28 protein-coding genes are annotated in these 26036 nt (G+C 64.2%); 19 read left to right on the forward strand and 9 right to left on the reverse strand.

Annotated features, from left to right (window positions below; all coding sequences use genetic code 11):
- The first annotated feature begins 72 nt into the window (after positions 1 to 72).
- Complete coding sequence (gene cobT / locus ACLI1C_RS16370; RefSeq protein WP_411398613.1) at positions 73 to 1962, forward strand: cobaltochelatase subunit CobT; 1890 nt, start codon at positions 73 to 75, stop codon at positions 1960 to 1962.
- Positions 1959 to 2948: an esterase-like activity of phytase family protein gene (locus tag ACLI1C_RS16375; protein WP_411398615.1), complete on the forward strand. Its 990-nt coding sequence runs from the start codon at positions 1959 to 1961 to the stop codon at positions 2946 to 2948. Before cobT ends, ACLI1C_RS16375 begins: the two co-directional genes overlap by 4 nt.
- Positions 2949 to 2954: 6 nt before the next feature.
- Here ACLI1C_RS16375 and ACLI1C_RS16380 read toward each other — a convergent pair whose 3' ends face one another.
- Complete coding sequence (locus ACLI1C_RS16380; protein ID WP_411398616.1) at positions 2955 to 3590, reverse strand: VUT family protein; 636 nt, start codon at positions 3588 to 3590, stop codon at positions 2955 to 2957.
- A 160-nt stretch (positions 3591 to 3750) separates the two neighbouring features.
- Positions 3751 to 4035 carry a 50S ribosomal protein L28 gene (gene rpmB / locus ACLI1C_RS16385; RefSeq protein ID WP_411398618.1) on the reverse strand — a complete coding sequence of 95 codons (285 nt, stop codon included), beginning with the start codon at positions 4033 to 4035 and terminating at the stop codon, positions 3751 to 3753.
- Positions 4036 to 4254: 219 nt separating this feature from the next.
- Between rpmB and ACLI1C_RS16390 the strand changes: the two genes are divergently transcribed.
- On the forward strand, positions 4255 to 5037 hold the full coding sequence (locus ACLI1C_RS16390) for a DUF3108 domain-containing protein (protein WP_411398620.1): 783 nt from the start codon (positions 4255 to 4257) through the stop codon (positions 5035 to 5037).
- 377 nt (positions 5038 to 5414) lie between these two features.
- On the opposite strand, the gene ACLI1C_RS16395 is transcribed toward ACLI1C_RS16390, so the two are convergent.
- Positions 5415 to 5744: a nuclear transport factor 2 family protein gene (locus tag ACLI1C_RS16395; RefSeq protein WP_411398621.1), complete on the reverse strand. Its 330-nt coding sequence runs from the start codon at positions 5742 to 5744 to the stop codon at positions 5415 to 5417.
- Positions 5745 to 6237: 493 nt separating this feature from the next.
- Between ACLI1C_RS16395 and ACLI1C_RS16400 the strand changes: the two genes are divergently transcribed.
- From ACLI1C_RS16400 to ACLI1C_RS16415, 4 genes are read left to right on the forward strand one after another with little or no spacing between them, the layout of a single operon-like run.
- Positions 6238 to 9243, forward strand: coding sequence for a helicase-related protein (locus ACLI1C_RS16400; protein WP_411398622.1), 3006 nt, complete (start codon positions 6238 to 6240; stop codon positions 9241 to 9243).
- Between the two features lie 3 nt (positions 9244 to 9246).
- Positions 9247 to 9654, forward strand: a complete 408-nt coding sequence (locus ACLI1C_RS16405) for an RNA-binding S4 domain-containing protein (RefSeq protein ID WP_411398624.1) — start codon at positions 9247 to 9249, stop codon at positions 9652 to 9654.
- A 45-nt stretch (positions 9655 to 9699) separates the two neighbouring features.
- Positions 9700 to 10218: a GNAT family N-acetyltransferase gene (locus ACLI1C_RS16410; RefSeq protein ID WP_411398626.1), complete on the forward strand. Its 519-nt coding sequence runs from the start codon at positions 9700 to 9702 to the stop codon at positions 10216 to 10218.
- 20 nt (positions 10219 to 10238) lie between these two features.
- On the forward strand, positions 10239 to 10514 hold the full coding sequence (locus tag ACLI1C_RS16415; RefSeq protein ID WP_411398628.1) for a hypothetical protein: 276 nt from the start codon (positions 10239 to 10241) through the stop codon (positions 10512 to 10514).
- A gap of 43 nt (positions 10515 to 10557) precedes the next feature.
- Here the strand turns inward: ACLI1C_RS16415 and ACLI1C_RS16420 are convergent, their stop codons facing one another.
- Complete coding sequence (locus ACLI1C_RS16420) at positions 10558 to 10854, reverse strand: PRC-barrel domain-containing protein (RefSeq protein WP_411399069.1); 297 nt, start codon at positions 10852 to 10854, stop codon at positions 10558 to 10560.
- A 454-nt stretch (positions 10855 to 11308) separates the two neighbouring features.
- Here ACLI1C_RS16420 and fdxA point away from each other — a divergent pair, with 454 nt between their 5' ends.
- A complete protein-coding gene (gene fdxA, locus ACLI1C_RS16425) occupies positions 11309 to 11647 on the forward strand; it encodes a ferredoxin FdxA (RefSeq protein WP_411398629.1) in 339 nt (112 codons plus the stop codon).
- 386 nt (positions 11648 to 12033) lie between these two features.
- Positions 12034 to 12603, forward strand: coding sequence for a CarD family transcriptional regulator (locus ACLI1C_RS16430; protein ID WP_411398631.1), 570 nt, complete (start codon positions 12034 to 12036; stop codon positions 12601 to 12603).
- Between the two features lie 77 nt (positions 12604 to 12680).
- Here the strand turns inward: ACLI1C_RS16430 and ACLI1C_RS16435 are convergent, their stop codons facing one another.
- Entirely contained in the window at positions 12681 to 13214 is a 534-nt protein-coding gene (locus ACLI1C_RS16435; RefSeq protein WP_411398632.1) for an AAA family ATPase, read from the reverse strand.
- 2 nt (positions 13215 to 13216) lie between these two features.
- Complete coding sequence (locus ACLI1C_RS16440) at positions 13217 to 14047, reverse strand: SAM-dependent methyltransferase (RefSeq protein ID WP_411398634.1); 831 nt, start codon at positions 14045 to 14047, stop codon at positions 13217 to 13219.
- A gap of 102 nt (positions 14048 to 14149) precedes the next feature.
- Between ACLI1C_RS16440 and ACLI1C_RS16445 the strand changes: the two genes are divergently transcribed.
- The 5 genes from ACLI1C_RS16445 to ACLI1C_RS16465 all read left to right on the forward strand — a co-directional run bounded on the left by ACLI1C_RS16445 (position 14150) and on the right by ACLI1C_RS16465 (position 17444).
- Entirely contained in the window at positions 14150 to 14887 is a 738-nt protein-coding gene (locus ACLI1C_RS16445; RefSeq protein WP_411398636.1) for a ComF family protein, read from the forward strand.
- A 33-nt stretch (positions 14888 to 14920) separates the two neighbouring features.
- Positions 14921 to 15175 (forward strand): glutaredoxin 3, encoded by a 255-nt coding sequence (grxC, locus tag ACLI1C_RS16450; RefSeq protein ID WP_411398637.1) that lies wholly within the window; start codon positions 14921 to 14923, stop codon positions 15173 to 15175.
- Between the two features lie 17 nt (positions 15176 to 15192).
- Entirely contained in the window at positions 15193 to 16023 is an 831-nt protein-coding gene (locus ACLI1C_RS16455; RefSeq protein WP_411398639.1) for a carbon-nitrogen hydrolase family protein, read from the forward strand.
- A 54-nt stretch (positions 16024 to 16077) separates the two neighbouring features.
- Complete coding sequence (locus ACLI1C_RS16460) at positions 16078 to 16503, forward strand: DUF1178 family protein (protein ID WP_411398641.1); 426 nt, start codon at positions 16078 to 16080, stop codon at positions 16501 to 16503.
- A gap of 71 nt (positions 16504 to 16574) precedes the next feature.
- Positions 16575 to 17444, forward strand: a complete 870-nt coding sequence (locus tag ACLI1C_RS16465; protein ID WP_411398643.1) for an aldo/keto reductase — start codon at positions 16575 to 16577, stop codon at positions 17442 to 17444.
- 330 nt (positions 17445 to 17774) lie between these two features.
- Here ACLI1C_RS16465 and ilvD read toward each other — a convergent pair whose 3' ends face one another.
- Positions 17775 to 19628: a dihydroxy-acid dehydratase gene (gene ilvD / locus ACLI1C_RS16470; protein ID WP_411398645.1), complete on the reverse strand. Its 1854-nt coding sequence runs from the start codon at positions 19626 to 19628 to the stop codon at positions 17775 to 17777.
- A 256-nt stretch (positions 19629 to 19884) separates the two neighbouring features.
- On the opposite strand from ilvD, the gene ACLI1C_RS16475 reads away from it, so the two are divergent.
- The gene (locus tag ACLI1C_RS16475; RefSeq protein ID WP_411398646.1) at positions 19885 to 20184 is read left to right on the forward strand and encodes a hypothetical protein; all 300 of its coding nucleotides are present in this window, start codon (positions 19885 to 19887) and stop codon (positions 20182 to 20184) included.
- Positions 20171 to 20344 carry a hypothetical protein gene (locus tag ACLI1C_RS16480; protein WP_411398647.1) on the forward strand — a complete coding sequence of 58 codons (174 nt, stop codon included), beginning with the start codon at positions 20171 to 20173 and terminating at the stop codon, positions 20342 to 20344. The genes ACLI1C_RS16475 and ACLI1C_RS16480 overlap by 14 nt, the downstream gene beginning before the upstream one ends.
- Here ACLI1C_RS16480 and ACLI1C_RS16485 read toward each other — a convergent pair.
- Positions 20341 to 20784 (reverse strand): hypothetical protein, encoded by a 444-nt coding sequence (locus tag ACLI1C_RS16485; protein WP_411398648.1) that lies wholly within the window; start codon positions 20782 to 20784, stop codon positions 20341 to 20343. The genes ACLI1C_RS16480 and ACLI1C_RS16485 overlap by 4 nt on opposite strands.
- Positions 20785 to 20922: 138 nt before the next feature.
- Here ACLI1C_RS16485 and ACLI1C_RS16490 point away from each other — a divergent pair, with 138 nt between their 5' ends.
- Entirely contained in the window at positions 20923 to 21297 is a 375-nt protein-coding gene (locus ACLI1C_RS16490; RefSeq protein WP_411398649.1) for a hypothetical protein, read from the forward strand.
- 3 nt (positions 21298 to 21300) lie between these two features.
- Here the strand turns inward: ACLI1C_RS16490 and ubiG are convergent, their stop codons facing one another.
- On the reverse strand, positions 21301 to 22044 hold the full coding sequence (ubiG, locus tag ACLI1C_RS16495; protein WP_411398650.1) for a bifunctional 2-polyprenyl-6-hydroxyphenol methylase/3-demethylubiquinol 3-O-methyltransferase UbiG: 744 nt from the start codon (positions 22042 to 22044) through the stop codon (positions 21301 to 21303).
- Positions 22045 to 22207: 163 nt separating this feature from the next.
- Here ubiG and ACLI1C_RS16500 point away from each other — a divergent pair, with 163 nt between their 5' ends.
- Both ACLI1C_RS16500 and ptsP read left to right on the forward strand, forming a co-directional pair.
- Complete coding sequence (locus ACLI1C_RS16500; protein ID WP_411398651.1) at positions 22208 to 23476, forward strand: aspartate kinase; 1269 nt, start codon at positions 22208 to 22210, stop codon at positions 23474 to 23476.
- Positions 23477 to 23545: 69 nt separating this feature from the next.
- Positions 23546 to 25813, forward strand: coding sequence for a phosphoenolpyruvate--protein phosphotransferase (gene ptsP / locus ACLI1C_RS16505; protein ID WP_411398652.1), 2268 nt, complete (start codon positions 23546 to 23548; stop codon positions 25811 to 25813).
- The last annotated feature ends 223 nt before the right edge of the window (positions 25814 to 26036 follow it).

The raw sequence follows: 26036 nt of genomic DNA on the forward strand, positions 1-26036 counted from the left end.
TCTGCGATGTTCCGTAGACCTCATGGTGAGCTTGTCGAACCATGGGGTCGCGGGCATTGAAGCGATAGACCCATGGCCACACCGCCGCGCAGCAAAGCCAACAAGCCCGACCAGACCCAGGTGTTCAAATCCGCCATGGGTGCCACGGTGCGCGCCATTGGCGGCAAGGCGGACCTTGACGTCACGTTCACTTCGGACCGGCCGCTGCTGACGTCGGACAAGGCGCGGCTTGCCAACCTGCCGCGGCTGCCTACACGGCGCGACATTGCCATTGCACGCGGGCAGGGCGACGCCATGGCCATGCGGCTGGCCAGCCACGACCCCGATACCCACCGCAAGCGCTCGCCGATGGACCCTACGGCCCGCGCGGCTTTCGATGCGCTGGAACAGGCCCGTGTCGAGGCCCTGGGCTGCGTGCGCATGCCGGGCATGGTCGGCAATATCGGCGAAATGCTGGAAGACCGGCTGTTCCGTGCCAACTTCGCCGAGGTCGACAGCAAGGGCGATGCGCCGATTGCCGAGGCCCTGGGCCTTTTGCTGCGCGAGAAGCTGGCCGGCGTGCCGGTGCCCCCGTCCGGCCATGCTTTGGTCGATCTGTGGCGCAAGGAGATCGAGGACAAGGGTGGCAAGTCGCTCGACGAGCTTCTGACGCGCTACGAAAACCAGGATGAGTTTTCCAAGGCGGCCAAGGCGCTGCTGCGCGACCTCAATCTCGTGCCCGAAAGCGACATGGACGATGCCGATTCCTCCGAGGAGGAAGAGGGCGACGACCAGGAGCCCGAGGGCGGCGACAGCTCGGACAAGTCCCCCGAACAGGGCGAAGGCGAAAACGACAGCCAGGACAGCGAGCAGGACGAGCAGGCCGGCGACAGCGAAGAGACCGGCGATGTCGACGGCATCGAATCGGACATGGCCGACAGCGACGACGATGCCGCCGCCGAGGCCGGCGAAGATGCGCCCATGCCACCACCCGCCAAGGACGGGGGCACGCAGCTCTCCAACCAGTTCAACTACAAGGTCTTCACCACCAAGTTCGACGAGATCGTCAAGGCGGCCGACCTCTGCCCGCCCGACGAGCTCGACCAGCTCCGCAGCCTGCTGGACAAGCAGTTGGAAAACCTGGCCGGCGCGGTGGCGCGACTGGCCAACAAGCTGCAGCGTCGCCTGATGGCCAAGCAGAATCGCAGCTGGCAGTTCGACCTCGAGGAGGGGCTGCTCGATACGGCACGGCTCACCCGCGTGGTGACCGATCCGATGCAGGCGCTGAGCTTCAAGGTCGAGAACGACACCGATTTCCGCGACACGATCGTGACGCTGTTGATCGACAATTCGGGCTCGATGCGCGGGCGGCCGATCACCATCGCGGCGATCTGCGGCGACATTCTTGCCCGCACGCTGGAGCGTTGCGGCGTCAAGGTCGAGATCCTGGGCTTCACCACCCGCGCCTGGAAGGGCGGCAAGTCCCGCGAGGCCTGGCTCGAAGCCGGGCGTCCGGCCAATCCGGGCCGCGTCAACGACGTGCGCCACATCATCTACAAGTCGGCCGACGAGCCGTGGCGCCATGCACGGCGCAATCTCGGCCTGATGATGCGCGAGGGGCTGCTCAAGGAAAATATCGATGGCGAGGCGCTCGAATGGGCGCGCAAGCGCCTGATGGCTCGTCCCGAGGCCCGCCGCATCCTGATGGTGATTTCCGATGGTGCGCCGGTCGATGACAGCACGCAGTCGGTCAATGCGGGCAACTATCTCGAAGCCCATCTGCGGCAGGTGATCGAGGATATCGAAACCCGTTCGCCCATCCAGCTGGTGGCCGTCGGCATCGGGCACGATGTGACGCGTTACTATCGCCGCGCCGTGACCCTGCTCGATGCCGAGGAACTGGCGGGCGCGCTGACCGACGAGTTGGCGGCATTGTTCGACGAAGAAATGCCGGCCCAATCGCGTCGGCGCGGACGCGGATGACCCGGTTCGGCGCCATTGCTGCGGCGCTGCTGGCGGGGACGATGCCCGCCGCCGCTGTCGACGTGACGGTGACGGCAACCCAGATTACCCAGTTCAAGGACAGTGCGGTCGGCCAGGCGGTGGATAGGCTGGTCTTTCGCGGCGGCGTCGCCATGACCAGCCCGGACGATACCTTTGGCGGGCTCTCCGGTCTCGCCGTCACCGGGCCTGACCAGCAGGTGGTCTTCGTCACCGATCGCGGCAATTTCGTTACCGGCCAGCTGGCCTATGACGATGCCAACACGCTGTTCGGCTTTATCGGCGTGACGATCGAGCCGATGCGGAACTCGCGGGGCGAGGTCTTGCCGCGCCAATATGCGCGCGATGCCGAGGGCGTCGATACCGTGTTGCGCGACGGGGTGCCGGTCGCGCTGCGGGTGGGTTTCGAGCACCTGACGCGGGTTGCCGATTTTGCGCTGAACAATGGCGTTCCGGGCGGCCCGGCGCGCGAGGTGGCGATTCCGGACTGGCTGACCGACCGGCGGACCAATGAAACACTTGAATCCGTCTGCATCGCGCCGCCGGCCTCGCCTATTGCGGGCTCGACCCTGCTTCTGGCCGAGGAATATCTCGACGCCGAGGGCAATCACCGCGGCTGGTTGCTGGGGCAGAACGACAAGGGCCCGATCGGCTACCAGAACAGCCCGGTGGTGAACCCCACCGAATGCGCCTTCCTGCCCAACGGGGATCTCCTCGTGCTGGAGCGCGGCGTCTCGATGCTGAGTTTCGTGATGGAACTGCGCCGCGTGCCCGCCGCCGAAGTGCGGCCGGACAATGTGATGGCGGGCGAACTATTGTTGTCAGCCAGCGGCGGCTCGATCGACAACATGGAATCGATGACCGTGCATACGGCGCCCGATGGCGAGCTGCGCATCCTCATTGGGTCGGACAACAATTTCAACGACTGGCAGCGCAGCCTCCTGCTGGAATTCGCGCTGCCAGAATAGACGGTCTCAGGCCGCCACGGCGCTCCAGCCGGCCAACCAGCCGCGGAGCGTCTTGTAGGGTGCAAGCAGCAACACCGCCAGCACCAGCTTGACCAAGAAATCACCCAGCCCCAGCGAGACCCAGAGTTCAACCTCGGGGCCGACGCCCAGCAGCGGCGCGGGGAAGGCCAGCGAGCCGTCCTCGCGGCCGAACATGGTGTCCAGGGCGGCAAAGGGGGCGGCGAAGGCGAGGGAGAAGAACAGGATCGTATCGAGCGCCGAGCTCACCAGCGAGGAGAATATCGGCGCCTGCCACCAGGCGCCGTTGCGCAGGCGGTGGAAGATCGAGATATCGAGGAACTGGGCCAGCAGGAAAGCCGTGCCCGAGGCAATGGCGATGCGGGGCGTGGCCAGCCAGATCGAGAGCACGACCGCGACGGCAAAGCCGGCGATAACGACGAACCGGGCGCGGGCAGGGCCGAAGGCGCGATTGGTGAGATCGGTCACGAGGAAGGCCACCGGATAGGTGAAGGCGCCCCAGGTGAGGATATCACCGACATTGATGTCGCCCAGCTGGAAGGCGACAGGGAACTGAACGAGGAAATTGGACGCGGCAACGACCACGACCATGGCGGCAACAGCCACCAGGAAACGAGCAAGCATCAGAATGCACCTCAATGTAACCGCGGGGCCGGCATCAGACCGGGGCGGAGGTTGTCTTGTAGTCTATTTTGAAGCGGTTTGGCACCATGGTCACGGCGCCCCCAAAACAAAACCGCGCGGGCATTACCCCACGCGGCTGAAATTCCTGTCGGCCGAACGCTTAGGCAGCGAGGGCGGCGCGCACTTCCTTCTTGATGCCCAAAGCGAGAGGGGACAGCGTGTCGTCGCTCTGCTTGAGCAGGAAGGCGTCAAGGCCACCGCGGTGCTCGACCGTGCGCAGGGCAGCAGCCGAGATGCGCAGCTTGACCGGGCGGTCCAGCGCCTCGGACAGCAGGGTCACGTTCACCAGGTTCGGGAGGAACCGGCGACGGGTACGGTTAAGGGCGTGGGAGACGTTGTTGCCAACCATCACACCCTTGCCAGTCAATTCACAGCGACGTGCCATTTGGAAGATATCCTATTTGTGTAAAGGTCCTGCGTGGCGGAGAAGTCCGCGACGGGCCTCGATTGTTGTGAAATCTGGCGGCTCTTTAGAGAAAACGGGCGCTGCAGTCAAGGCAAAGCGGCCTCAAACGCCCGCGAGCGCCTTGCATGGGCCATAAGCGGCAGGCAGTTTTGAAGCAATCATTGATTCGCGCCCGCTCACTGCAGAGACCTTTGTCCCTTGATCAAGTTCCGACATGCCTGCCTGGCCTCGCTGGCCGTTTTCTTCAGCCATAGCGTCAACGCGGCCGAGGTCAACGCGTCGGCCAGCTATGTGCTGACGCTGGGCGGGATCAATATCGCCGCCATGACGGTTGACCTCGAAGACGATGGCAGCCGCTACCGGATGGACCTGTCGGCCAATGTCGCGGGCCTCGGCACCCTGGTGGCGAGCGGCACGGCCAAGGCATCCTCGGTGGGGCGGTCCTCGGGCCAGAACCTGATGGCGGACACGTTCGACCTCGAAACCCGCGCCAATGGCGAGAGCTTCAACGTCGATGTGTCCTTTGCCGGGCGCGACGTCTCCGCCTTCCAGGTCCAGCCGCCGATAATCGACAATTATGATCGCGTCCCGCTCGAGCGCCGGCACCTGACCGGCGTGAGCGACTTTCTCTCCACCTTCGTGCTCAAGGGCAATGGGCTCGACAAGAGCCTCTGCCAGCGCCAGGCGCGGATCTTTACCGGCGTCGAGCGCTTCGACATTGCCATGAGCTATGCTGGCGAAGACGAAGCCACATCGCCCCGCACCGGCTACCAGGGGCCGGTCGTGCTGTGCACGGTCAACTACGACCCCATTTCGGGCCACTTCACCAGCTCGGACATCACCACCTATCTGGCCGAGAGCGACCGGATCATCATCTGGTACGCGCCCCTGCTCGAGACCGGCTATTTCATCCCCTATCGTGTGCTGCTGGGCACCAATATGGGCGATCTCTCCATGGTCCTGACCAAGCTGACCCAGTAGGCTTCGTCCCGCTCTGGGACGGTCAACGGGTTTATCCTCAATTTTGCCCGTCAGAGCGCCCGCATTGCGGGCGCCTTTGCGTTAACGCGCTGCATCTGCGGGTAAAATCGTCGGCAATGCGCCGTTCACAGTCTGGCCAAAACGCCCGATCTTCATCCTTTGGCAATGGAGATGAAGCGGTTTTCGGCCATCTCCCGGCAGCCGGCGGCGAGGCAGCGCGCTCTTGTGTCCGGCATGCCCCTGGCCCCCCAGCGCTTGCGGTGAACAAAGCCGCATTTGCGGGGTTCGCCCGATTCGCTCCCTGTTCGTTCCGGCTTTGGACCAGAGGTGAACGGGAGCGGAACCAAGGGGTCCCCATCGTGCCGGAATGGGACAGGCTAGAGCGTGACGAGGCTGGTGATCTTGTCGCCCGCGATGACGAATTGCTGGCGCAAGGTGGCCGGGCTGCCGGGGAAAGTCCCCGAGACGACAAAGGTCACCACGGTCTGGTCGCCAGCGGTCTTGGCGTCCTTGATCGCGTAGCGCGGCTGGTAGTGGGTTTCGACACGGTCCAGCCAATTGGCGATGGCAACGGTGCCGACATGGTCCTCGCCCTCGTCGCGGACGCGGGCGTCGGGAGCGAAGGTGCCGATGATGGCGCGGCGGTCGCCGGCGGTGAAATAGTCGCCCAGGGGCGCGGGCAGGGCGGCGAGGTCAAACTGGGACATGATTGAATCCGATTGCAGTCAGGGAGGCGGTGGTTCTGGACCCTTGCCCTGTCGGAACCTGTCAGTAGCCCCTGTTCCAGTTCGGCACGGTCAACAGCCGACTTCCTCAATCTGATGTCCCGCGGGCCAGCAATGCCGCCCAGGCATTGATGAACGGCGAAGAATCTTTCAGGTGCAGTCCTTTACCTTTCGGTCACGAAGGGCTCGATTCGGGGGTGAATTAACCGTTTGGCAAGCAAGCTGAACGGATTTGGCGCGTTTTTCGCAATGCAGGTCGCCCTGGCTCGACACTTGTGTCCTCGATGGCTCGGAACCACCAGCCCTAGCCGTGAACGAAGCCGGACTCAGTGAGTCGCGCCGATTCGGTGCTGTTTCGTTCGCCTCATGTTCCCCAGGTAAACCATCATGACAAAACGGTCGTAATGCTGTCCTTTCCTGGGACAATGTCTGGCAGGCCTCGCATCCGGCGATGCAAGCCCCTACATTGGCGACAATGACCTTCGCGCCTCCTCAATCGGTCAAGGCGATTCTTGGCCCGACCAATACCGGCAAGACCTACTTTGCCATCGAGCGAATGCTGGCCCATCCCTCGGGGATGATTGGCCTGCCGCTGCGTCTTTTGGCGCGCGAGGTCTATCAGCGCTGTGTCGAGCGGGTGGGGGAGGGCGCGGTAGCCCTGGTGACGGGCGAGGAGCGCATCGTCCCGGCCAGGCCCCGCTACTGGGTCTGCACCGTCGAGGCCATGCCCACCGACATTCGCGTCGATTGCGTGGCCATCGACGAGATCCAGACCGCCATCGACTTCGATCGAGGCCATGTCTTCACCGATCGCATCCTCAATGCGCGCGGTAGTAGCGAGACCCTGCTGCTGGGCGCCGCCACCATGGCGCCGGTGATCAAGCGGTTGTTGCCCCATTGCGAGATCATCGACCGACCCCGCTTTTCCCAGCTGACCTATGCCGGCTCCAAGAAGATTTCGCGCCAGCCGACCCGCTCGGCCATCGTCGCCTTCTCGGCAAGACAGGTCTATGCCATTGCCGAGTTGATCCGCCGCGAGCGCGGCGGGGCAGCCGTCGTCATGGGCGCCCTGTCGCCCCGCACCCGCAATGCGCAGGTCGAGCTGTACCAGAATGGCGACGTGGATTTCCTCGTCGCCACCGATGCCATCGGCATGGGGCTCAATCTCGATATCCATCATGTGGCCTTCGCCGATGACAGCAAGTTCGATGGCCATACCAGCCGTCCGCTGACCCCGGCCGAGCTTGGCCAGATCGCCGGGCGGGCGGGCCGGCATGCGCGAAACGGCACCTTTGGCGTCACCGGCGGGACCGAGGGATTCGACGAAGAAATGGTCGTGGCGCTCGAAACGCACGATTTCGACCCGATTAAAGTGCTGCAATGGCGCAACAATCAGCTGGATTTTTCGTCGATCAACGCCTTGCGCGACAGTCTCGAGATGACGCCGGAGCATCGCAGCCTGACGCGGGTGCCCATCGCCAAGGACCAGCATGCGCTGGAATTCGTTTCCCGCAATGAAGCCGGGCAGTTGGCACGCGGGCTCGATGGCGCGCGATTGCTCTGGGAATGCTGCCAAATCCCAGACTATCAGGGCATTTCGCCGGCCAATCACGGCGAAATCGTTACCAGGATTTACTCGGACTTAGTCAAACGCGGCAAGGTCAACGAGGACTGGATTGCCGAGCAGGTGCGCTTTTGCGACAATGCGAGCGGCGATATCGATACTTTGAGCAACCGGATCAAGCAGGTCCGCACCTGGACCTTTGTCGCCAACCGCAAAAACTGGCTTGCAGACCCTTCACATTGGCGCGAAAAGACCCGAGACATTGAAGACCGGCTGAGTGATGCGCTGCATGAGCGGCTTACCCAGCGGTTCGTCGACCGGCGCACGAGCGTGCTGCTTCGTCACCTGAAAGACAAACGTATGGCATCTCCCGAGATCAATGAGCGTGGCGAAGTGCGGCTGGAAGGCCATCTCATCGGCACGCTTGAAGGCTTCCGTTTTACCCTGGCCCGCAATGATGGCGACGTTGACATCAAGGGGCTGCGCTCTGCGGCCGACCAGGTGGTGGCGCCTGAAATCCATAATCGTGCCGACCGGCTTGCCGGCGCGCCGAATGAGGAATTCGTGCTGGCCACCGACGGGCGCATGCGCTGGAAGGGCGATATCGTTGCCGAACTGATCGAGGGTGACGCGCTCTACCGGCCGCGCATCCTGATGCTGGCCGACGAAACCCTCACCGGCACCGATCTCGAACGCGTACAGGAGCGGCTCAGCCTCTGGCTGCGCCACCATATCAATACCGTGCTCGAAAGCGTCATGGCGCTCGAGGCCCCGGCCGATCTCGATGGCGCGGCGCGGGGCATCGCCTTCCAGCTGTTCGAACATCTGGGGCTGATCCCGCGCAGCCAGGTGGCTGACGAGGTCAAGAATCTCGACCAGGACGTGCGCGGCAAGATGCGCAAGCTGGGCATCAAGTTCGGCGCCTACCACATCTATCTGCCGCTCTCGCTGAAGCCCGCCCCGCGCGAGCTGGCGTTGATCCTCTTCGCGCTCAAGCATGGCGGCGTGCGTCAGCCCGGCGTCACCGATATTCCCCATATCGTGCTGAGCGGCCGCACCAGCTTCGTGGTCGATCCTGAAGTCGATACGCGGCTCTATGAAATTGCCGGCTTCAAGGTGGCCGGCAAACGCGCCGTGCGCGTCGACATCCTTGAACGCCTCGCCGATATCATCCGGCCGCTGATTGCGCTCGATCCCACCCGCCACCAGGGCGAATTGCCCGCGGGCGCCGCCGAGGGCAATGGCTTCCGGGTCACCGTCGAGATGACTTCACTCCTGGGTTGCTCGGGCGAAGATTTCGCCTCGATCCTCAATTCGCTCGGCTATCGCGTCAAGCGCACCCCCAAGGTTGCGGCACCCGCCGTGGCGTCCGAGGCAACGGCCGAAGCGCCGGCGCTGGAAGAGGTGCTGGCCGAGAACCCGGCCAGTGTCGACGCCGTCGATGAAGCGCCGGTGGAAGCGGTGACGGCCGATGTCGCGCCGTCGGTCGAAGCCGACATCCCGGCCACGACGGTTGTCGAATCGGCGCCGGAAACTGCCGAATCCGTGCCGGCCGCACCTGCTGAGCCGGAATTTGACGAAGTCTGGTCGCCAGCCGGCAAGCGGGTCGATGCCAAGCGGCATGACCATCGCCGCCGTCCCGAGGGCGAAGGGCAGGCCAAGCGTCCCGAGCGCAACCAGCGCCCGACGGCACCGCGCCGTCCCGAAGGCGAGGTGCAGGACCTTACCAAGGCCCGTCACCTCAATCCGAAGCCGAAGTTCGAAGGCAAGGGTCGCAACGACAATCGCCGCCCGGCCGACCAGCAGGGCGACAAGGCGCGCTTCGAGCGGCCACGCGAGGAACGAAAAGAAAAGGCGTTCGATCCGGACAGCCCCTTTGCCAAGCTTGCGGCGCTGCGCGACCGCAAGGCCGAGTAGAGATTGGCAGGGACGAGCGATCCGGTCCGCAAGGAGCGGCTCGACAAGTTCCTGTTCTTTTCGCGCGCGCTCAAGTCGCGCACGCTGGCGCAGAAGGTCATCGAGACGGGCGCCATCCGCGTCAATTCCGAACGCACGTTGCGCAGCGACCTCAAGGTGGGCGCCGGCGACGTGTTGACCATGGCCCTCCACAATCGCATCGTGGTCTGGCGTATTGTCGACTGTGGCGTGCGGCGCGGCCCGGCCAGCGAGGCCCAGGGTCTCTACGAGGATCTATCGCCGCCCGTCTTGCCGAAAGCCGAGCAATCGCCCTATGAGGCAGCCATCGCTCCACTCGGCGACGGGGCTGGCCGCCCCACCAAGAAGGAGCGGCGAGAGACGGACCGGCTGCATGGTGGGGATGATGAGTAGGGCCTTCTCACCTCTCACGGAGCGGCGAGGTAAGGCGGAAACACCATGATCCCAACCCTGACCACCAAGCGCCTCATCCTGCGTCCGCCGGTCTTCGCCGACTTCCCTGCCATGGAAAAGCTGCTCACTTCGGAACGCGCGAAGTATATGGGCGGGCCCTATGACAGCTTCGCGGCCTGGGGGTTGTTCTGCCACGACGTCGCCTGTTGGCACCTGTTCGGCCATGGGGCGCTGATGATCGATCTGCGCCTGACGGGTGAGTGCGTCGGGCAGGTGGGCATCAATCACGGGCCACTCTTTCCAGAAAAGGAATTGGGCTGGTTGTTGTTTGAAGGGCATGAAGGGCACGGCTACGCGGTGGAAGCGGCGGGCGCCTTGCGCGACTGGGCCTTTGCCGAGCGTGGCCTGCCCACCCTGGTCAGTTATATCGGTCCGGCCAACATGGCCTCAATTGCGGCAGCCGAGCGGCTCGGAGCCGTGCGCGATGCCGACGCGCCGCGGCAGGACCCCGAGGATCTGGTCTATCGCCATACCCACCCAGTTCAGGCAAGCAATCCGGACTGAATACCGTCGAGGAGACGCATATGGATTGGCCGACAATGGCTGGGTGCCTATTTGCAGCCGGGATATGCGCCTTCATCATCGGGGGCTACCGGGTCAGTTTGCGCTCCGGCATGCTGGGGCGCTCGATGCTGCAGAATGCCGGCCTCAGCAAACAGGACCGTGCGGTCCTGCGGGATCGCTTCTGGGCGGAGGTGTTTGGTTCCCGGGGTGGACTTGACCGTTGGCTGATTTTTGGTGGGGCGGTCTGCTGCGTTGGTGCCGTCGTGGCTTTGAACGCGCTGGTCGGCCAAGGCTGACGTCGAAAAAGCCCGGGATCGCTCCCGGGCCGATTTGGCTTTATCAGTGATGGTGCTCGGGCATCTTTTCGAGCTGGTCCTTGGTCCACGCGGTAACGGCATGGATGTCGCCGTCCTCGTCGCGCATGAATTCCAGGTCGCTGGCCGGAACTGCCACCGGCTTGGCGCCGAGGCCGAGGAAACCGCCGACATCGACGATGATCTGGCTGGCTGCGCCGCTACCATGCACATGGGAGACATGGCCCACCTTGTGGTCGTCAGCGCCATAGATGGTCGCGCCTTCCAGCAGGGATGGCGTGAGCTCGGTGGACGACAGACGGACGTGATTGGAATGGTCCATTTTTGGTACTCCTGAATGTTCCGGGTTGGACTGAATCAACCCCTCAGGCGCGATTGTGTTCCGACCGGTCTCGGAATTGGGGAGGACCTGTTCGAGACGCTCGAGGGTGAAGCCGACGCGCCGGGCCACCTCGATATCGAAGCTGTGGTCGGGGCTGGTCATTTCATATTCGCGCAGCGCCTCGGGCGAGACGCCGGCCTCCGCCGCGAACTGATCGATATCGAGGCCCATCGACACCCGGCGGTTGTGATCGCCCTTGGGCTGGCGCTGTGACGGATCGGGAAGTGTGTGCATGGCAATGCTCTCCTCATCTGCGAGGACAAGCATCGATGGCGGCAAAAGGTTTCAACGTCGCGTCGTCTCGCGCCAAATGGTGCGCCTTTGCAGCCTTGCAGCGCGTCCGAAAACGGTTTAGCACCGGACGCGTTGAGACCCTGCCGGACTGCCGCCCGATATGACCTATATCGTCACCGACAATTGCATCGCCTGTAAGTACACCGATTGCGTGGAAGTGTGTCCGGTGGACTGTTTCTACGAAGGCGAGAACATGCTCGTGATCCATCCCGACGAGTGCATCGATTGTGGTGTGTGCGAGCCGGAATGCCCCGCCGAAGCCATCAAGCCGGACACCGAGAGCGGGCTGGACGAGTGGCTCGTGCTCAACACCAAGTTTGCCTCGATCTGGCCGAACCTGACCGAACGGCGCGATCCGCTGCCCGACGCCAAGGACAAGGATGGCGAAGAAGGCAAGCTGGCGAAATACTTCTCCGAAGCGCCTGGCGAAGGCGACTGATTGCCGGGCGGCTAAACCCTGCAGCCGACAGCTTCGCGGCGGCTCATCCTGTGCATAGCCGGTGGACAAGCGCGCAAGCGCGTCCCGACCACATGTTTGCCCCATTGCGGCATGGCAAATCTGCACCTGATTCGTAGTTTTTGATTTTGCTGAATTTTTGTGCTATGGTCTCGCCATATGCAGTTGAGCCCGTCACCCAGCCCGTGCCTTAAGGCACGATTTTTTTGACAACATCGCTAGATGTATGGACCTCCGGGGAAAGCGGACCTGGATGGCCATGGGATCTTTGCTGCGCAGCGCCCCGTTAGGGCACTGGTAAAAAGAGTAGGAGTGGACGGACCTTCCCGCAAGGAATTGTCCACTTTGGGGCGTCAACAAGGAGTTCCATGACTATGGTAGCCAAGAAGTCACAGCAGCGGCTTGGGTTCAAGACTGGCGAGTATGTTGTCTATCCGGCGCATGGCGTCGGTGTGATCGTCTCGATCGAGGAACAAGAAGTCGCCGGCCTGACCCTTGAGCTGTTCGTGCTGAGTTTCGAACAGGACAAGCTGACCCTACGCGTGCCTGTCGCCAAGATCAAATCCGTCGGCATGCGCAAGCTGGCCGAAGAGGACATGGTCGCCCAGGCGCTGACCACCGTGACCGGCCGTGCCCGCGTCAAGCGCACCATGTGGTCGCGTCGCGCCCAGGAATATGAAGCCAAGATCAATTCGGGCGATCTGATCGCGATCTCCGAAGTCGTGCGCGATCTCTATCGCTCCGAAGAGCAGCCCGAGCAGTCCTATTCGGAACGCCAGCTGTTCGAGCAGGCCATGGACCGCATGAGCCGCGAAATCGGCGCCGTCAACAAGCTGACGCTGACCGAAGCCGTTCAGCTGATTGAAAAGAACCTGGCCAAGTCGCCCAAGCGCGTCAAAACCGACGCTGCCGAGAGCGACGAGGAAGCTGCCGCGTAAAGCGAGCGTTTTCATACAAAAAATGCGAAAAGGGCTGGTGGAAACACCGGCCCTTTTTTTCATGGCGCGGCGGGCGATCAGAGCCGGAAGCGGCCGCTGTCCAGCGCGGCGATGACTGCGTCCAGCGTCTGCTGGCGGTCCAGCCCATCCGTCGGCAGGACATGGCGCTCGTGGGTCCCCAGTTCGGAGAACTGGTCGTGCAGGTCAGCGACCACCGCCGGGTCGGTCAGGGAATCGCCGCCACGCGCCTGGCAGCGGGCTACCGCCTCGTCGCGTGTCGGCCGCAGCACCACATAGTGCAGCGGCACGTCCAGCGGGGCAAAGGCCGGCAGCCACCAGGGCCGCACCACGCCGTCGAGCACCACGAAATAGCCGTGCCGCGCATATTGCGCCGCCACGCTGGCCGCGATCTGGCTGATCATGACATTCTGCGCGTGCGATTGGGGCAGCCAGGGCGCGATCAGCCCATGCTTGATATAGCCCCAGAAATCGTCGGAATGCAGATGCACCTTGGGCACGCCCGGCAGGTGCGCCAGCGTCGCGGCCGTCGTCGTCTTGCCCGAACCCGGCGGGCCGGACAGGATCAGGATGTGGCCGGCAAGCTGGTCCATCGTCAGGCCTTGCCCAAGACATCACCCAGCCGCGTCGTGGCGCTGCCGGGTTTGAGCGGCTTCTGCTGGCTCTCATGCGGGGCCCAGCCGGACAGCCAGATGATTTCCAGCGTCGCCCGGATGCGGCCGTCCGGGTCCCCGTCACGCGCCATATAGGCATTGGCTGCGGCGGTCAGGAGGGCCGGCGTGGCCAGCCGCTTGGGTCGATCAACGAGCGGATTGGCGGCCCCCAGGGCCTTGAGCTCGGCCATCAGCGCGAAGGGCGAGGCATAGCGCACGACATGGGTTTCCACGTCGGCAACGGGCAGGGCCAGGCCCACCCGCTGCAGCAGCGCGCCGGCGTCGCGGACCTGGATCATGGGCGCGACGCGCGCCGAGGCGCCGCCATAGACCAGGGAATCGGCCGCCAGGAAGGCCTCGCGCAGTTCGGTGAGGGTCTCCCCGCCGAGTGCCGCAATCATCAGAAGGCCATCGGGCGCGAGGCGGGCGCGCAGCCGGGCCAGATAACCCGGCACGTCGTTGACGGCCTGCAGATGCAACAGCGAGACGATGAGGTTGAAGTCCTCGCCTTCGATCGGGGGCAGGTCATCACTGCCTGCGAAAGCGGCATGGCGCTCGAAACGGATTTCGGCGCTGGCGGAGCGCGCCGTTTCGGGGAGGCGCGCCGAGTCGGGTCCGATGATCAGGGCCTTGGGAAAATCCCGGATCAGCGTGGCAAGCCGGTCTTGGAGATCGGCCAACACCAGATCGGTCACGAAGTCACCCTGGCCGGGGCGCCGGGCCAGGTTGGCTCGGATCAGTGGCGTATCGAAAATCGCTGGCGGCTGGCTCATGATGGACTTGCGGCCGTTCCTGGACGTGGCACTATTGGCCTTATGGAGAGCGCCGAAGGGGTTGTCAAAAGCCAGGGGTGGCACCGGCGCGTCGGCGGTGGCGTGCGGCGGCTGGGCAGCCTGCTGCTCGATCTGGCCTATCCTCCGGTCTGCCTCACTTGCGACGCGCCCACGGCGACGCCCGATACGCTCTGTCCAAACTGCTTTGCGGCCCTGCGCCCGATCACCGCTCCGCTCTGCCCGCGCCTGGGCCTGCCCTTTGCAGTCTCGCTGGGGTCCGAGGCCCTATCGGCCGAGGGGCTGGCCGATCCGCCGCCCTTCGGACGGGCGCGGGCTGCCGTGATCTATGGCGAGGTGGCGCGAACCGTGGTCTCGCGGCTCAAATATGGCGACCGGCCGGAGCTGGCGCGCTTCTGCGCCCGGCTGATGGCGGGGGCCGGTCACGAGCTTTGGGCCGGTGCGCCGTTGCTGGTGCCGGTGCCGCTGCATCCGTCCCGGCAGCGGGAGCGGCGCTACAATCAATCCGCCGAACTCGCCCGGGCGCTGGGCCGATCGACCGGCCTCAGGGTGGACAGCGATCTGGTGCGGCGGACGCGCAAGACCAGGCAGCAGGTGGGGCTGAGCGGCGATGGCCGGCAGCGCAACGTCGCCGGCGCCTTCGCCGCCCATCCCGATATCCTGCTGCGGGCGCAGGGAAAGCGCGTCGTGCTGGTCGACGATGTCTATACAACGGGGGCCACCGTCAAGGCCGTGACGCGGACGCTGCTCAAAGCGGGGGTGGAGGCTGTCGATGTCGTGACCTTTGCCCGCGTTGTCATCGGCGCGGACTTGCCCATATAAGAACAAATGCCCGTCTCCACTGGAGAAATGCCCATGGCCAAAATCGAGATCTACACCACGCCGACCTGCCCCTATTGCCATGCCGCCAAGTCGCTGCTGGCCGAGAAGGGGGCCGACTATACCGAGATCACCGTGCTCGATCCTGCGCTGCGCGAGGTGATGACGCAGCGGGCGCATGGCCGTCGCACCGTGCCGCAGATCTTCATCGATGATGCCCATGTCGGCGGCTATGACGACATGGCGGCGCTGGATCGTCGCGGTGGTCTCGATCCGCTGCTGCAGGCCTGACGGGAAGTCATACCCATATGAAAATCGCCGCCATCCAGATGCGCTCCGGGCTCGACCCGGATGCCAATCTTGCCGCGCTCGAGCCCATGCTGGCCGAGGCGGCGGCCGCTGGCGCGCACTATGTGCTCACGCCGGAAGTCACCATGATCTTTCCGGAAAACCGCGAGCAGCTCAAAAGCGTGGCCTCGCCCTTCGAGGGCCATCCGCAACTGCGGCGGGTCGGCGAACTGGCGGGGCAGCATGGCATGCATATCCATATCGGCTCGCTGGCGGTGCCGCTGGCGGATGGGCGCTTTGCCAATCGCTCGGTGCTGTTCGCCCCGGACGGGGCGATGCTGGCGACCTATGACAAGATCCACCTGTTCGACGCGACGATTGCCGGGCTCAATGCCTATCGCGAAAGCGCCACCTATGCCGGTGGCGAAGAAGCGGTGACAGCGCCGATGGGTGAATTCACCCTGGGCATGAGCATCTGCTACGACATGCGCTTCCCCAGGCTCTACAATAGCCTTGCCAATGCCGGGGCAAACCTGATCGCGGTGCCCGCGGCCTTCACCGTGCCCACGGGCCAGGCGCACTGGCATGTGCTGTTGCGCGCCCGGGCCATCGAAACCGGCTCCTATGTCATCGCGGCGGCGCAGGGCGGGCAGCATGCCAACGGCCGGGCAACCTATGGCCACTCCCTGATTATCGACCCCTGGGGGCGCATTGTCGCCGAACTCGAGCATGACGAGCCGGGCATTCTGCTGGCGGATATCGATCCCGATTTGGTCGCCGATGCGCGCGAGCGCATCCCTGCGCTCGCCAATGCACGAAACTTTGCAGCGCCCGGCCCGTTGCAGGCTTAAGTCCGCGCCCTATATCATCAATCAGCAGAGCCATCCGGCTCATGAGACGTTGCCGTGATTCAATATTCGCTCCATTGCTCCAAGGGCCACCGATACGACGCCTGGTTCAAGAATGCCGCCGCATTCGATGAACAGCAGGCGCGCGGCATCGTGACCTGCGCAGTGTGCGGCGACGCGGCAATCGAGAAGGCGCCGATGGCGCCGGCGGTGGCGCGTACCGATCACGACAGGGTTGCGCTGAGCTCGACCCAGCCCGACGCGGCCCAGCTCCGCGCCCTGTTGCGGGCCTATCGGCAGAAGGTGGTCAGCGAAGCCGACTATGTCGGCGACCGGTTTGCCGAGGAAGCCCGCAAGATCCATTTCGAGGAGGTCGAGGCGCGCGGCATCTATGGCGAAGCCACGCGCGACGATGTCGTCGCCTTGCTGGACGAGGGCATCGACTTCATGCCGCTCCCGGATCTGCCCGAAGAGCACAACTGACCCAGTTCTGAGCCGGCAAGCCGGTTCCGATTCCGAGGCGCCATCCCGGCGCGATCAACGGAGAATCCTTCATGACCACACTCGACGCAGCCCTTTCGGGCACGTTTTCCATTGGCGGCGACCTCACGGTCAACCGCCTCGGCTTTGGCGCCATGCGCATTACCGGCAAGGGCATCTGGGGTCCGCCAGAGGATCCCGACGAAGCCAGGGCCACGCTGCGCCGCCTGCCCGAGCTCAATGTGAACTTCATCGACACGGCCGAGAGCTACGGACCCCATATCAGCGAAGAGCTGATCGGGGAGGTGCTGGCGCCCTATTCCAAGGGCACGATCGTTGCCACCAAGGGCGGCCTCACCCGCACCGGGCCCGATGTCTGGCCGCAGCTGGGCCGGCCCGAATTCCTGCGGCAGGGCGCGATCCTCAGCCTGCGCCGGCTCAAGCTCGATGTGATCGATCTCTGGCAGCTGCATCGGATCGACGCCAAGGTGCCCGCACGCGAACAGTTCGAGACCATCGCGCAGTTGCAGAAGGATGGCATTATCCGTCATGCGGGCCTCAGCCAGGTCAGCGTCGCCGAGATCAAGGAAGCGCAGAAATTCTTCCCCGTCACCACGGTGCAGAACCTCTACAACTTCGCCAATCGCGAGAGCGAGGACGTGCTGGACTATTGTGAAGCAAACGGAATCGGCTTCATCCCGTGGTTCCCCTTGGCCGGCGGCGACCTCGTCAAGGGGCACGCGGATGCGCAAGCCATCGTTGCCAAGCACAATGCCTCGCCCAGCCAGATCGCGCTGGCCTGGCTGCTGAAGCGCTCGCCTGTCATGCTGCCCATTCCGGGCACCGGCAAGGTCAAGCATCTGGAAGACAATGTCGCGGCGGCTGCCATCAAGCTCAGCGATGAGGACTTCGCCACGCTGGACAAGATCGGCAAGAAGGGCTGAGGCCTTTATCTCTCCCTCGGGATTTCAGGGCCGGCGGCGCAAAGCGTTGCCGGCCTTCGCTTTTGAGCGCCGGGCGAAATATCTGCGATGTCGGGGGATTAGGGTCGGTTCGATGGGGAGGGTGGAATCCCCGCCATCGAACCTGACCAGAAGACAGCCTTGGCAGGCCGTCAGGTGGCTGAGGGCCATTTAGCACCCGGTGCGGTGCTTGTCACGTGTTTGTCGTGGATGAATCGGTGGGGGCATGTGTGGCCCACCGCTCCCAACCTCCCCCTTGATGGGGGAGGCAGGAGGGGTGATGGTTGACCCCTATCAGGAGACCAGCCCGCCTCAGTGCCAGAGCTTGTCGATGGCCTGGGTATCGCGCACGGCGCCCTTGGCGGCCGAGGTGGCAAAGGCGGCATAGGCCTTGAGGGCCGTCGTGACGTTGCGCTTGCGCGGATGGGCCGGCTTCCAGCCCAGCTTGTCCTGATCGTGCCGACGCTGCACCAGTTCGTCATCGGAGACGAGCAGGGTGATGGAGCGGTTGGGGATGTCGATCTCGATCGTATCGCCTTCCCGCACGAGGCCGATCGTGCCGCCTTCGGCAGCTTCCGGCGAGACATGTCCGATGGACAGTCCGGATGTGCCGCCCGAGAAGCGGCCGTCGGTCAGAAGGGCGCAGGCCTTGCCGAGGCCCTTGGATTTCAGATAGCTCGTCGGATAGAGCATTTCCTGCATGCCGGGGCCGCCGCGCGGGCCCTCATAGCGGATGACGAGCACGTCGCCTTCCTTGATTTCATTTGAGAGAATGGCCTTGACGGTATCGTCCTGGCTCTCGAAGACGCGGGCCTTGCCGGTGAACTTGAGGATGGATTCGTCGACGCCCGCCGTCTTCACGATGCAGCCGTCAATGGCGATATTGCCCTTGAGGACGGCCAGGCCCCCGTCCTTGGAAAAGGCATTCTCGGCCGAGCGGATGGCGCCGTTCTGGCGGTCGAGATCGAGCTCGGCCCAGCGGTTGGACTGGGAAAAGGCCTGGGTGGTGCGCACGCCGCCGGGGGCGGCCATGAAGAAGTTGCGCACGCTTTCCGAATTGGTGCGGGAGATGTCCCACTTGTCGAGGGCGTCGCCCATGGTGGGCGCGTGGATGGTCGGTTCCTTGCGGTTGATCAGGCCCGCGCGGTCGAGCTGACCCAGGATGGCCATGATCCCGCCGGCCCGGTGCACGTCTTCCATATGCACGTCGGCCTTGGCGGGCGCGACCTTGGAAAGCACGGGGACTTTGCGGCTCAGCGCGTCGATATCGTCCATGGTGAAGTCGATGCCGCCTTCATAGGCCGCAGCGAGAATGTGCAGCACGGTATTGGTCGAGCCGCCCATGGCGATGTCGAGCGTCATGGCATTCTCAAAGGCCGCCTTGGTGGCGATGGTGCGGGGCAGCGCGGTCGCATCGTCCTGCTCGTACCAGCGACGCGCCAGGTCGACGATCAGATGGCCGGCTTCCTGGAACAGGCGCTTGCGGTCGGAGTGGGTGGCGAGCGTCGAGCCATTGCCCGGCAGGCTGAGGCCGAGTGCCTCGGTGAGGCAATTCATCGAATTGGCGGTGAACATGCCCGAGCAGGAGCCGCAGGTGGGGCAGGCGGCTTCCTCGACGGCCTGGACTTCGGCGTCCGAATAGCTGTCGTCGGCAGCCATCACCATGGCGTCCACCAGGTCGAGCGCCTGCAGCTTGCCCTTGAGCATGGCCTTGCCGGCTTCCATCGGGCCGCCCGACACGAAGACCACCGGGATGTTGATGCGCATGGCGGCATTGAGCATGCCGGGCGTGATCTTGTCACAGTTGGAAATGCAGACCATGGCGTCGGCGCAATGGGCGTTGACCATGTATTCGACGCTGTCGGCGATGATGTCGCGGCTGGGCAGGGAATAGAGCATGCCGTCATGGCCCATGGCGATGCCGTCATCGACCGCGATGGTGTTGAATTCCTTGGCCACGCCGCCGGCCGCCTCGATCTCGCGGGCGACGAGCTGGCCCAGATCCTTGAGGTGGACATGGCCGGGCACGAACTGGGTGAAGCTGTTGACCACGGCAATGATGGGTTTGCCGAAATCGCCATCCTTCATGCCCGTGGCGCGCCAAAGGCCGCGCGCGCCGGCCATGTTGCGGCCATGGGTGGTGGTGCGTGAACGGTAAGCAGGCATGACAGATGTCCTTGAAACTCGGTGCGCCGATCCAGGTGGCGCGGTCGTTCCTTACTAGACCCATTCCGGGTCTGGATCAATCGAAAACCGTACCGTACCGTACGGTACGATTGACGTCCTGAGGCTGGATGTCGGTCAGTCGGTGGGGCTAGGCTGTGCCGGCTGACTGGCAGCGACCGTGCTGGAGAAAGAGCTCGCCATGGCAGTGCATCGCTCTGCCGTGCGGAGCGTTGATGGGAGAGTGGAGGAGGACGCTATGAATGCTGCGAACCTGCAGATCGAGGGCCTGCTGATGGCCGTGGCCGCCGTCAACCGGTGCCTTGTGACCAAGGATATCCTCTTGCGCGATGAAATCGAGCGGGCGCTGGCCCAGGCCGAGGCGGCGATAACCGGCGATGACCGGGCGATCGAGGATCTTACCCCGGCCAATCGCGATGCGGTGGCCTTTCCCATTCGCCTGCTGCGCGCTGCCAATGCGCGCGACGCGGCCGCCGATTTTGCAGCGCTGACGCGCAGCGTCGGCCAGAACAAGGGACGCTATAATGACCAGCAATGACCTGCCGAAGCGCCGTCAGGATGACAAGTCGAAGCCACTCGACAAGCCCCGCGAGACGGAGCGCAGTCACGAACCGCTGGGCGACGTCAGCAAGACGGACCTCTCGGACGCCGAGACCGAGGAACTAGCGCGCGATATCGAAGCCGAGCGCGACGCCTAGTTGTTGATGCGGATGATGCCCCAATAGGTCTCGGCGCAGCTGTCGTCGGTGCAGATACTGCTCATCCACAGCACGCCATTGCCAAAGCCAACGCCTTCGCTGGTGACGATCAGGTCGTCGAAATCCTGGCTGGACAGGGCATCGATCGTGTCCTGGGTCAGCAGGGTGTCGATATTGTCGATCAGGTCCTGCGGCTCGAAGATGTCGTAAAGTTCGCCATTGGCGGCCACTTCGAACGGATAGGCGCCAAGATCGGCGATGGTCGTCGGATCGCCAAACAGAAACGCGTCCTGCAATAGGCCGAAGGCCTCGCCAAAGCCGACGGAGTCGCCATGAATGGCCTCGATCTGAGCCATGACGTCCTCCTCGCTCTGGGCATAGCCTGGAAGCGCCGAAACGGTGGCGGCAAGAATGGCGATCACGATGGCGTTGAGATGCATGTCAGCTCCGCTGGCGGTCTGCAGCAAGTCATAGCGCTTCCAGCGGTGAATCGGCAGTCGAAATGTTCGTCGATCCGGGCCGTTCGAACAGGAACGGAGCACCGTCCTCACACGTTATTACGGGAACCGCAGGAGGATATGATGGAAGCCATTCCCAACAGCATTCACGCCGGTATGAAGGTGTTTGACCGCTCGATGCACGAGATCGGGACGGTCGAGACGTTCCGTATCGGCGACGAGGACCCGGATCGGCCGGGCCCCGAAACCGCAGGGGTCAGCCCGCTCCTCCAAGAAGAGCGTAACAGCTTTGCCGCCGCGCTGGCCGATATATTCGCCCCGGATGAGCGATTGCCGCGCGAGATGCAGGAAAAGGCATTGCGCGAGGGCTTTGTCCGGCTCGATGCCGACGGGCTGTTCGCCGCTGACCGCTACATTTTCCCTGAACATATCGACCGGATCGACGGTGACCGGCTGGTTCTCGGCGTTCACAAGCAGGACCTGATGAAGGCCTGAGCGCTACAGCCGGGCCGGGCGTTCCGCCATCACCATGTAGTTGATCGACATGTCGCGCGACCGGCGCCACTCATCGGCGAGCGGGTGGAACACCACGCCCGTCTCACCGGTCACGACCAGGCCATTGCGGGTCAGCAGGGTCTTGATCTCGTCGGGGGTGAGGAACTTGTTCCAGTCATGCGTGCCCTTGGGCAGCCAGCGCAGGATGTGCTCGGCCCCGACAATGGCCAGGGCCCAGGCGCGCGCTGTCCGGTTGAGCGTGGCGGTCAGCATCAGGCCGCCCGGCTTTACCAGATCGGCGCAGCTTTTCATGTAGAGCGGCACATTGTCGACATGCTCGACCACTTCCATGTTGAGCACCATGTCGAAGGTCTTGCCCTCCGCTGCCAGGGCCTCGCCGGTGGTGGCGCGATAGTCGATGTCGAGGCCCGACTGTTCGGCATGCAGGCGCGCAATGGCGATGTTGCGCTCGGCGGCGTCAATGCCGGTGACGGTGGCGCCCAGGCGTGCCAGCGGCTCGCAGAGCAGGCCCCCGCCGCAGCCCACGTCGAGAATGGTCAGCCCATCGAAGGGGCGCATGGCATTGCCGTCCCGCCCGAAATGCAGCAGCAGGTTGTCGCGGATATAGGACAGGCGCACCGGATTGAACTTGTGCAGCGGCTTGAACTTGCCCTTGGGATCCCACCATTGCTCGGCCATCGCGGTGAATTTGGCGATTTCGGCATCATTGATGGTGCTGGCGGTCATGGGGCGGCTCCGTTTGGCGCCATATGATCCCGCCAGCGTGGCCGAGGCAAGGCGCGGGTGGTCGCAGGGCGCGCTTCCCCTGTTGCCTGTGCCCCGCCTTTGTGGCATGGCAGCGCGCGAGATCAAGCGTACCGCCGGGTTCGGCAGGAGTTCGGGGAATAAATTGGCCCGTATCGTCGTCAAGTTCGGTGGCACTTCGGTCGCGACCGTCGAACGCATTCGCCAGGCTGCCCGCCATGTGAAGCGCGAGGTCGATGCCGGGCACGAAGTGGCCGTGGTCGTTTCGGCCATGAGTGGCAAGACCAATGAGCTGGTCGGCTGGGTCAATGAGGCCAGCCCGCTGCATGATGCGCGCGAATATGACGCCGTGGTCGCCTCGGGCGAACAGGTGACCGCCGGGCTGATGGCCATCGTGCTCAGCGAGATGGGCATCCAGTCGCGGAGCTTTGCCGGCTGGCAGGTGCCGATCCATACCGACGACGCGCATGGCGCGGCGCGCATTACCGAGATCGATCCGACCGAGCTCGACAAGCGGATGAAGGATGGCTGGGTGCCGGTCATCACCGGTTTTCAGGGCATCTCCCCGCATGGCCGGATCACGACGCTGGGCCGCGGCGGCTCGGATACGTCGGCGGTGGCCGTGGCTGCAGCGGTCAAGGCCGACCGCTGCGACATCTATACCGATGTCGACGGGGTCTATACGACCGATCCGCGCATTGTGCCCAAGGCGCAGCGGCTGGCCCGCATTTCCTTTGAGGAAATGCTGGAAATGGCCTCGCTCGGCGCCAAGGTGCTGATGATCCGTTCGGTCGAGATGGCGATGGCCTACAAGGTACGACTGGTCGTACGATCGACCTTCGACGACCCCGATGCGCCCCAGGTGGCGCCGGACGGTTCCGATACGGGCGTGCCCGGTACACTGGTTTGCGATGAGGATGAGATCGTGGAAAAGCAGATCGTTTCGGGTGTGACGCTCGCCAAGGCCGAGGCCAAGATCACCCTGCGCGACGTCAAGGACAATCCGGGCGTGGCCGCGGCCATTTTCGGCACGCTGGCCGATCAGGGCATCATCGTCGACATGATCGTGCAGAATATTGCCGATGACGGGGCGACCACCGACATCACCTTCACCGTGCCCGACAGCGAATATGACAAGGCCATCAAGACGCTCAAGGATGCCGGCGATCGCATCGAATATGCGCGGATTTCCGGCTCAAAGGGTGGGGCAAAGGTCTCGGTCGTGGGCGTGGGCATGCGCAGCCACGCGGGCGTTGCATCCTCGATGTTCAAGGCCCTGGCCGACAAGGGCATCAACATCCAGCTGATCACCACTTCGGAAATCAAGACCTCGGTTCTGATCGACGAGCAATATGCCGAGCTTGCGGTTCGCGCCCTCCATACTTATTACGGGTTGGACAAGAAGGACGTCTGAACTCCCTCGGGTGGGATTGAGCCGCGTCCGACACAGGGGGGCGGCTTTGCGGGCCGTCTAATGGGGTAGATGGTCACGACCATAGGCGGCCCACGGGTGCTGCTGCGGCAGTTGCGCGAGACGATGGCGGAGCCGCTGGCTTCGCAGGCGCGGCTCGACAAGATCGTGGGCCTGATCGCCGACAATATGCGCGCCGATGTGTGCTCCTTCTATGTGCTGCGCGATGACGGCGCTCTGGAGCTGTTTGCCTCCAAGGGCCTGGCCGCCGAATCGGTTCACATGACGACGCTGCGGCTGGGCGAGGGCCTGGTCGGGCTCATCGCGGCGGAAGCCGAGCCGCTCAGCCTTGACGACGCCCCCAGCCATCCCGCCTTTGCCTATCGTCCCGAGACCGGCGAGGAGCGCTACAATGCCTTCCTTGGCGTGCCTGTGCTGCGGGCCGGCCAGACCCTGGGCGTGCTCGTGGTGCAGAATGCCGAGCGCCGCCATTATGGCGATGACGAGATCGAGGCGATGCTGACTACGGCCACAATCCTGGCCGAGATGATCGCGACCTCGGATTTCGACAATCTGATCAAGCCGGGGTCCGACATCGATCTCAGGCGTCCCCGCATGTTCACCGGCGTGAGTTTTACCGATGGCATCGCGCTGGGCACCGTCGTGCTGCACGATCCGCGCGTCGTGGTGTCCAATTTCATCGCCGAGGATACCGAGGCCGAAAAGGTGCGGCTCGAGGCGGCGCTCGAAAAGATGCGCCTCTCCATCGACGCGATGCTCGAGCATGGCGACATGGCCGGTGGCAGCGATCATCGCGAGATCCTCGAAACCTATCGCATGTTCGCCAATGATCGCGGCTGGGTGCACCGTCTGACCGAGGCGATCGACAACGGCCTTTCAGCTGAAGCCGCGGTCGAGCGGGTGCAGAACGATACCCGCGCCCGCATGCTGCGCCAGACCGATCCCTATATCCGCGACCGGCTGCATGATCTGGACGATCTGGCCAATCGCCTGCTGCGCGTGCTGACCGGGGACGGCCAGGCACTGGCGCGCAAGGCGCTGCCGGACAATGCGATCCTGGTGGCCCGCAATATGGGGCCGGCGGAACTGCTGGAATATGACCGCAAGAAGCTGCGCGGCATCGTCTTGGAAGAGGGCGGCACCACGGCGCATGTGGCGATCGTGGCGCGCTCGCTCGGCATGGTGGCGGTGGGCCAGGCGCAGTCGATCGTCTCGATGTGCGAGAGCGGCGACGACATCATCCTCGATGGTGCCGCTGGCATCGTGCATTTGCGGCCCACGCCCGATATCGAGCAGGCCTATATCGACAAGGTCAAGGTCACGGCCAAGCGCCGGGCGCATTATGCCGCGCTCAAGGACAAGCCCAGCATCACCAAGGATGGCGTGCAGATCACCCTGCTGCACAATTCGGGGCTGGTGGCCGACCTGCCCATGCTTGACGATACCGGCGCGGCCGGGGTCGGGCTGTTCCGCACCGAATTGCAGTTCATGATCGCCAGCAAGCTGCCACGGCTGCAGGAGCAGCAGGAGCTCTATGCCGAGGCCATGGCCATTGCGGGCGAGCGGCCGGTGGTGTTCCGCCTGCTCGATATCGGCGGCGACAAGGTGCTGCCCTATCAGCGCTCGATGGCCGAAGAGAACCCGGCCATGGGCTTCCGCTCGATCCGGCTGGGGCTGGAGCGCCCGGGGCTGCTGCGCACGCAGATCCGCGCGCTGCTGCTGGCCGCCGACGGCCGGCCGCTCAAGATCCTCGTGCCCATGGTCACCGAGACGTTCGAATTCCTGCAGACCAAACTGGTGGTGCAGAAGGAAATCGAGCGGCTGCGCCGGCAGGGCAAGACCCTGCCAAGCCGGCTGGAACTGGGCGTCATGGTGGAAGTGCCATCCCTGCTGTTCGAGCTCGACCAGCTATTGCCCGAAGCGGATTTCGTCTCCATCGGCTCCAATGACCTGGTGCAGTTCCTCACTGCGTCGGACCGGGCCAATCCGCGGGTTGCCAAGAATTACGATCCCATCGGCATGCCGCGGCTGCGCGCCATTCGCATGGTGGTGGATGCCGCCCGGCGCTACAATATTCCCATCACCATGTGCGGCGAGCTGGCTGGAAAGCCGCTGGAGGCCCTCGCCCTCATGGCCGTCGGGATGACCCGGCTTTCCATGGGTCCGGCCTCGATCGGTCCTATCAAGGAACTGGTGCTCAACCTCGACCTCAAGCCCATTCAGCTGTCGGTCGGCGCCGCGCTGAGCGACGGTGCCGAGGGCGTGACCATCCGGCAATTGCTGCAGGAATGGATCGAAAAGCAGAACCTGCCGGTCTGAGGTCGGCTCGTTGCCTCCCGAGCTCGATCGCCACCTTTGGGCTTGCCCCGAAGGCTCCTCACTTGTGGTGCGTTCGACTGGCGCAGTGCCCTCCCGTCACCCCCTCCCAACCTCCCCCATCAAGGGGGAGGTGCCGCGCAGTGGATGGGACACAATAGTGCCTACGAGTGGAGCGAAACCTCCCCCTTGATGGGGGAGGTAGGAGGGGGTGTCGGTTGGCCCC

Source organism: Devosia sp. XGJD_8 (assembly GCF_046614475.1).
In the GTDB taxonomy this organism is placed as follows: domain Bacteria; phylum Pseudomonadota; class Alphaproteobacteria; order Rhizobiales; family Devosiaceae; genus Devosia.

Bases quoted from the DNA above. Each gene is read 5' to 3' on its own strand.
- cobT (WP_411398613.1), top strand. From the start codon at position 73: ATGGCCACACCGCCGCGCAGCAAAGCCAACAAGCCCGACCAGACCCAG.
- ACLI1C_RS16375 (WP_411398615.1), top strand. From the start codon at position 1,959: ATGACCCGGTTCGGCGCCATTGCTGCGGCGCTGCTGGCGGGGACGATG.
- ACLI1C_RS16380 (WP_411398616.1), bottom strand. From the start codon at position 3,590: ATGCTTGCTCGTTTCCTGGTGGCTGTTGCCGCCATGGTCGTGGTCGTT.
- rpmB (WP_411398618.1), bottom strand. From the start codon at position 4,035: ATGGCACGTCGCTGTGAATTGACTGGCAAGGGTGTGATGGTTGGCAAC.
- ACLI1C_RS16395 (WP_411398621.1), bottom strand. From the start codon at position 5,744: ATGTCCCAGTTTGACCTCGCCGCCCTGCCCGCGCCCCTGGGCGACTAT.
- ACLI1C_RS16400 (WP_411398622.1), top strand. From the start codon at position 6,238: ATGACCTTCGCGCCTCCTCAATCGGTCAAGGCGATTCTTGGCCCGACC.
- ACLI1C_RS16410 (WP_411398626.1), top strand. From the start codon at position 9,700: ATGATCCCAACCCTGACCACCAAGCGCCTCATCCTGCGTCCGCCGGTC.
- ACLI1C_RS16415 (WP_411398628.1), top strand. From the start codon at position 10,239: ATGGATTGGCCGACAATGGCTGGGTGCCTATTTGCAGCCGGGATATGC.
- ACLI1C_RS16420 (WP_411399069.1), bottom strand. From the start codon at position 10,854: ATGGACCATTCCAATCACGTCCGTCTGTCGTCCACCGAGCTCACGCCA.
- fdxA (WP_411398629.1), top strand. From the start codon at position 11,309: ATGACCTATATCGTCACCGACAATTGCATCGCCTGTAAGTACACCGAT.
- ACLI1C_RS16430 (WP_411398631.1), top strand. From the start codon at position 12,034: ATGACTATGGTAGCCAAGAAGTCACAGCAGCGGCTTGGGTTCAAGACT.
- ACLI1C_RS16435 (WP_411398632.1), bottom strand. From the start codon at position 13,214: ATGGACCAGCTTGCCGGCCACATCCTGATCCTGTCCGGCCCGCCGGGT.
- ACLI1C_RS16440 (WP_411398634.1), bottom strand. From the start codon at position 14,047: ATGAGCCAGCCGCCAGCGATTTTCGATACGCCACTGATCCGAGCCAAC.
- grxC (WP_411398637.1), top strand. From the start codon at position 14,921: ATGGCCAAAATCGAGATCTACACCACGCCGACCTGCCCCTATTGCCAT.
- ACLI1C_RS16455 (WP_411398639.1), top strand. From the start codon at position 15,193: ATGAAAATCGCCGCCATCCAGATGCGCTCCGGGCTCGACCCGGATGCC.
- ACLI1C_RS16465 (WP_411398643.1), top strand. From the start codon at position 16,575: ATGACCACACTCGACGCAGCCCTTTCGGGCACGTTTTCCATTGGCGGC.
- ilvD (WP_411398645.1), bottom strand. From the start codon at position 19,628: ATGCCTGCTTACCGTTCACGCACCACCACCCATGGCCGCAACATGGCC.
- ACLI1C_RS16475 (WP_411398646.1), top strand. From the start codon at position 19,885: ATGAATGCTGCGAACCTGCAGATCGAGGGCCTGCTGATGGCCGTGGCC.
- ACLI1C_RS16480 (WP_411398647.1), top strand. From the start codon at position 20,171: ATGACCAGCAATGACCTGCCGAAGCGCCGTCAGGATGACAAGTCGAAG.
- ACLI1C_RS16485 (WP_411398648.1), bottom strand. From the start codon at position 20,784: ATGCATCTCAACGCCATCGTGATCGCCATTCTTGCCGCCACCGTTTCG.
- ACLI1C_RS16490 (WP_411398649.1), top strand. From the start codon at position 20,923: ATGATGGAAGCCATTCCCAACAGCATTCACGCCGGTATGAAGGTGTTT.
- ubiG (WP_411398650.1), bottom strand. From the start codon at position 22,044: ATGACCGCCAGCACCATCAATGATGCCGAAATCGCCAAATTCACCGCG.
- ptsP (WP_411398652.1), top strand. From the start codon at position 23,546: ATGGTCACGACCATAGGCGGCCCACGGGTGCTGCTGCGGCAGTTGCGC.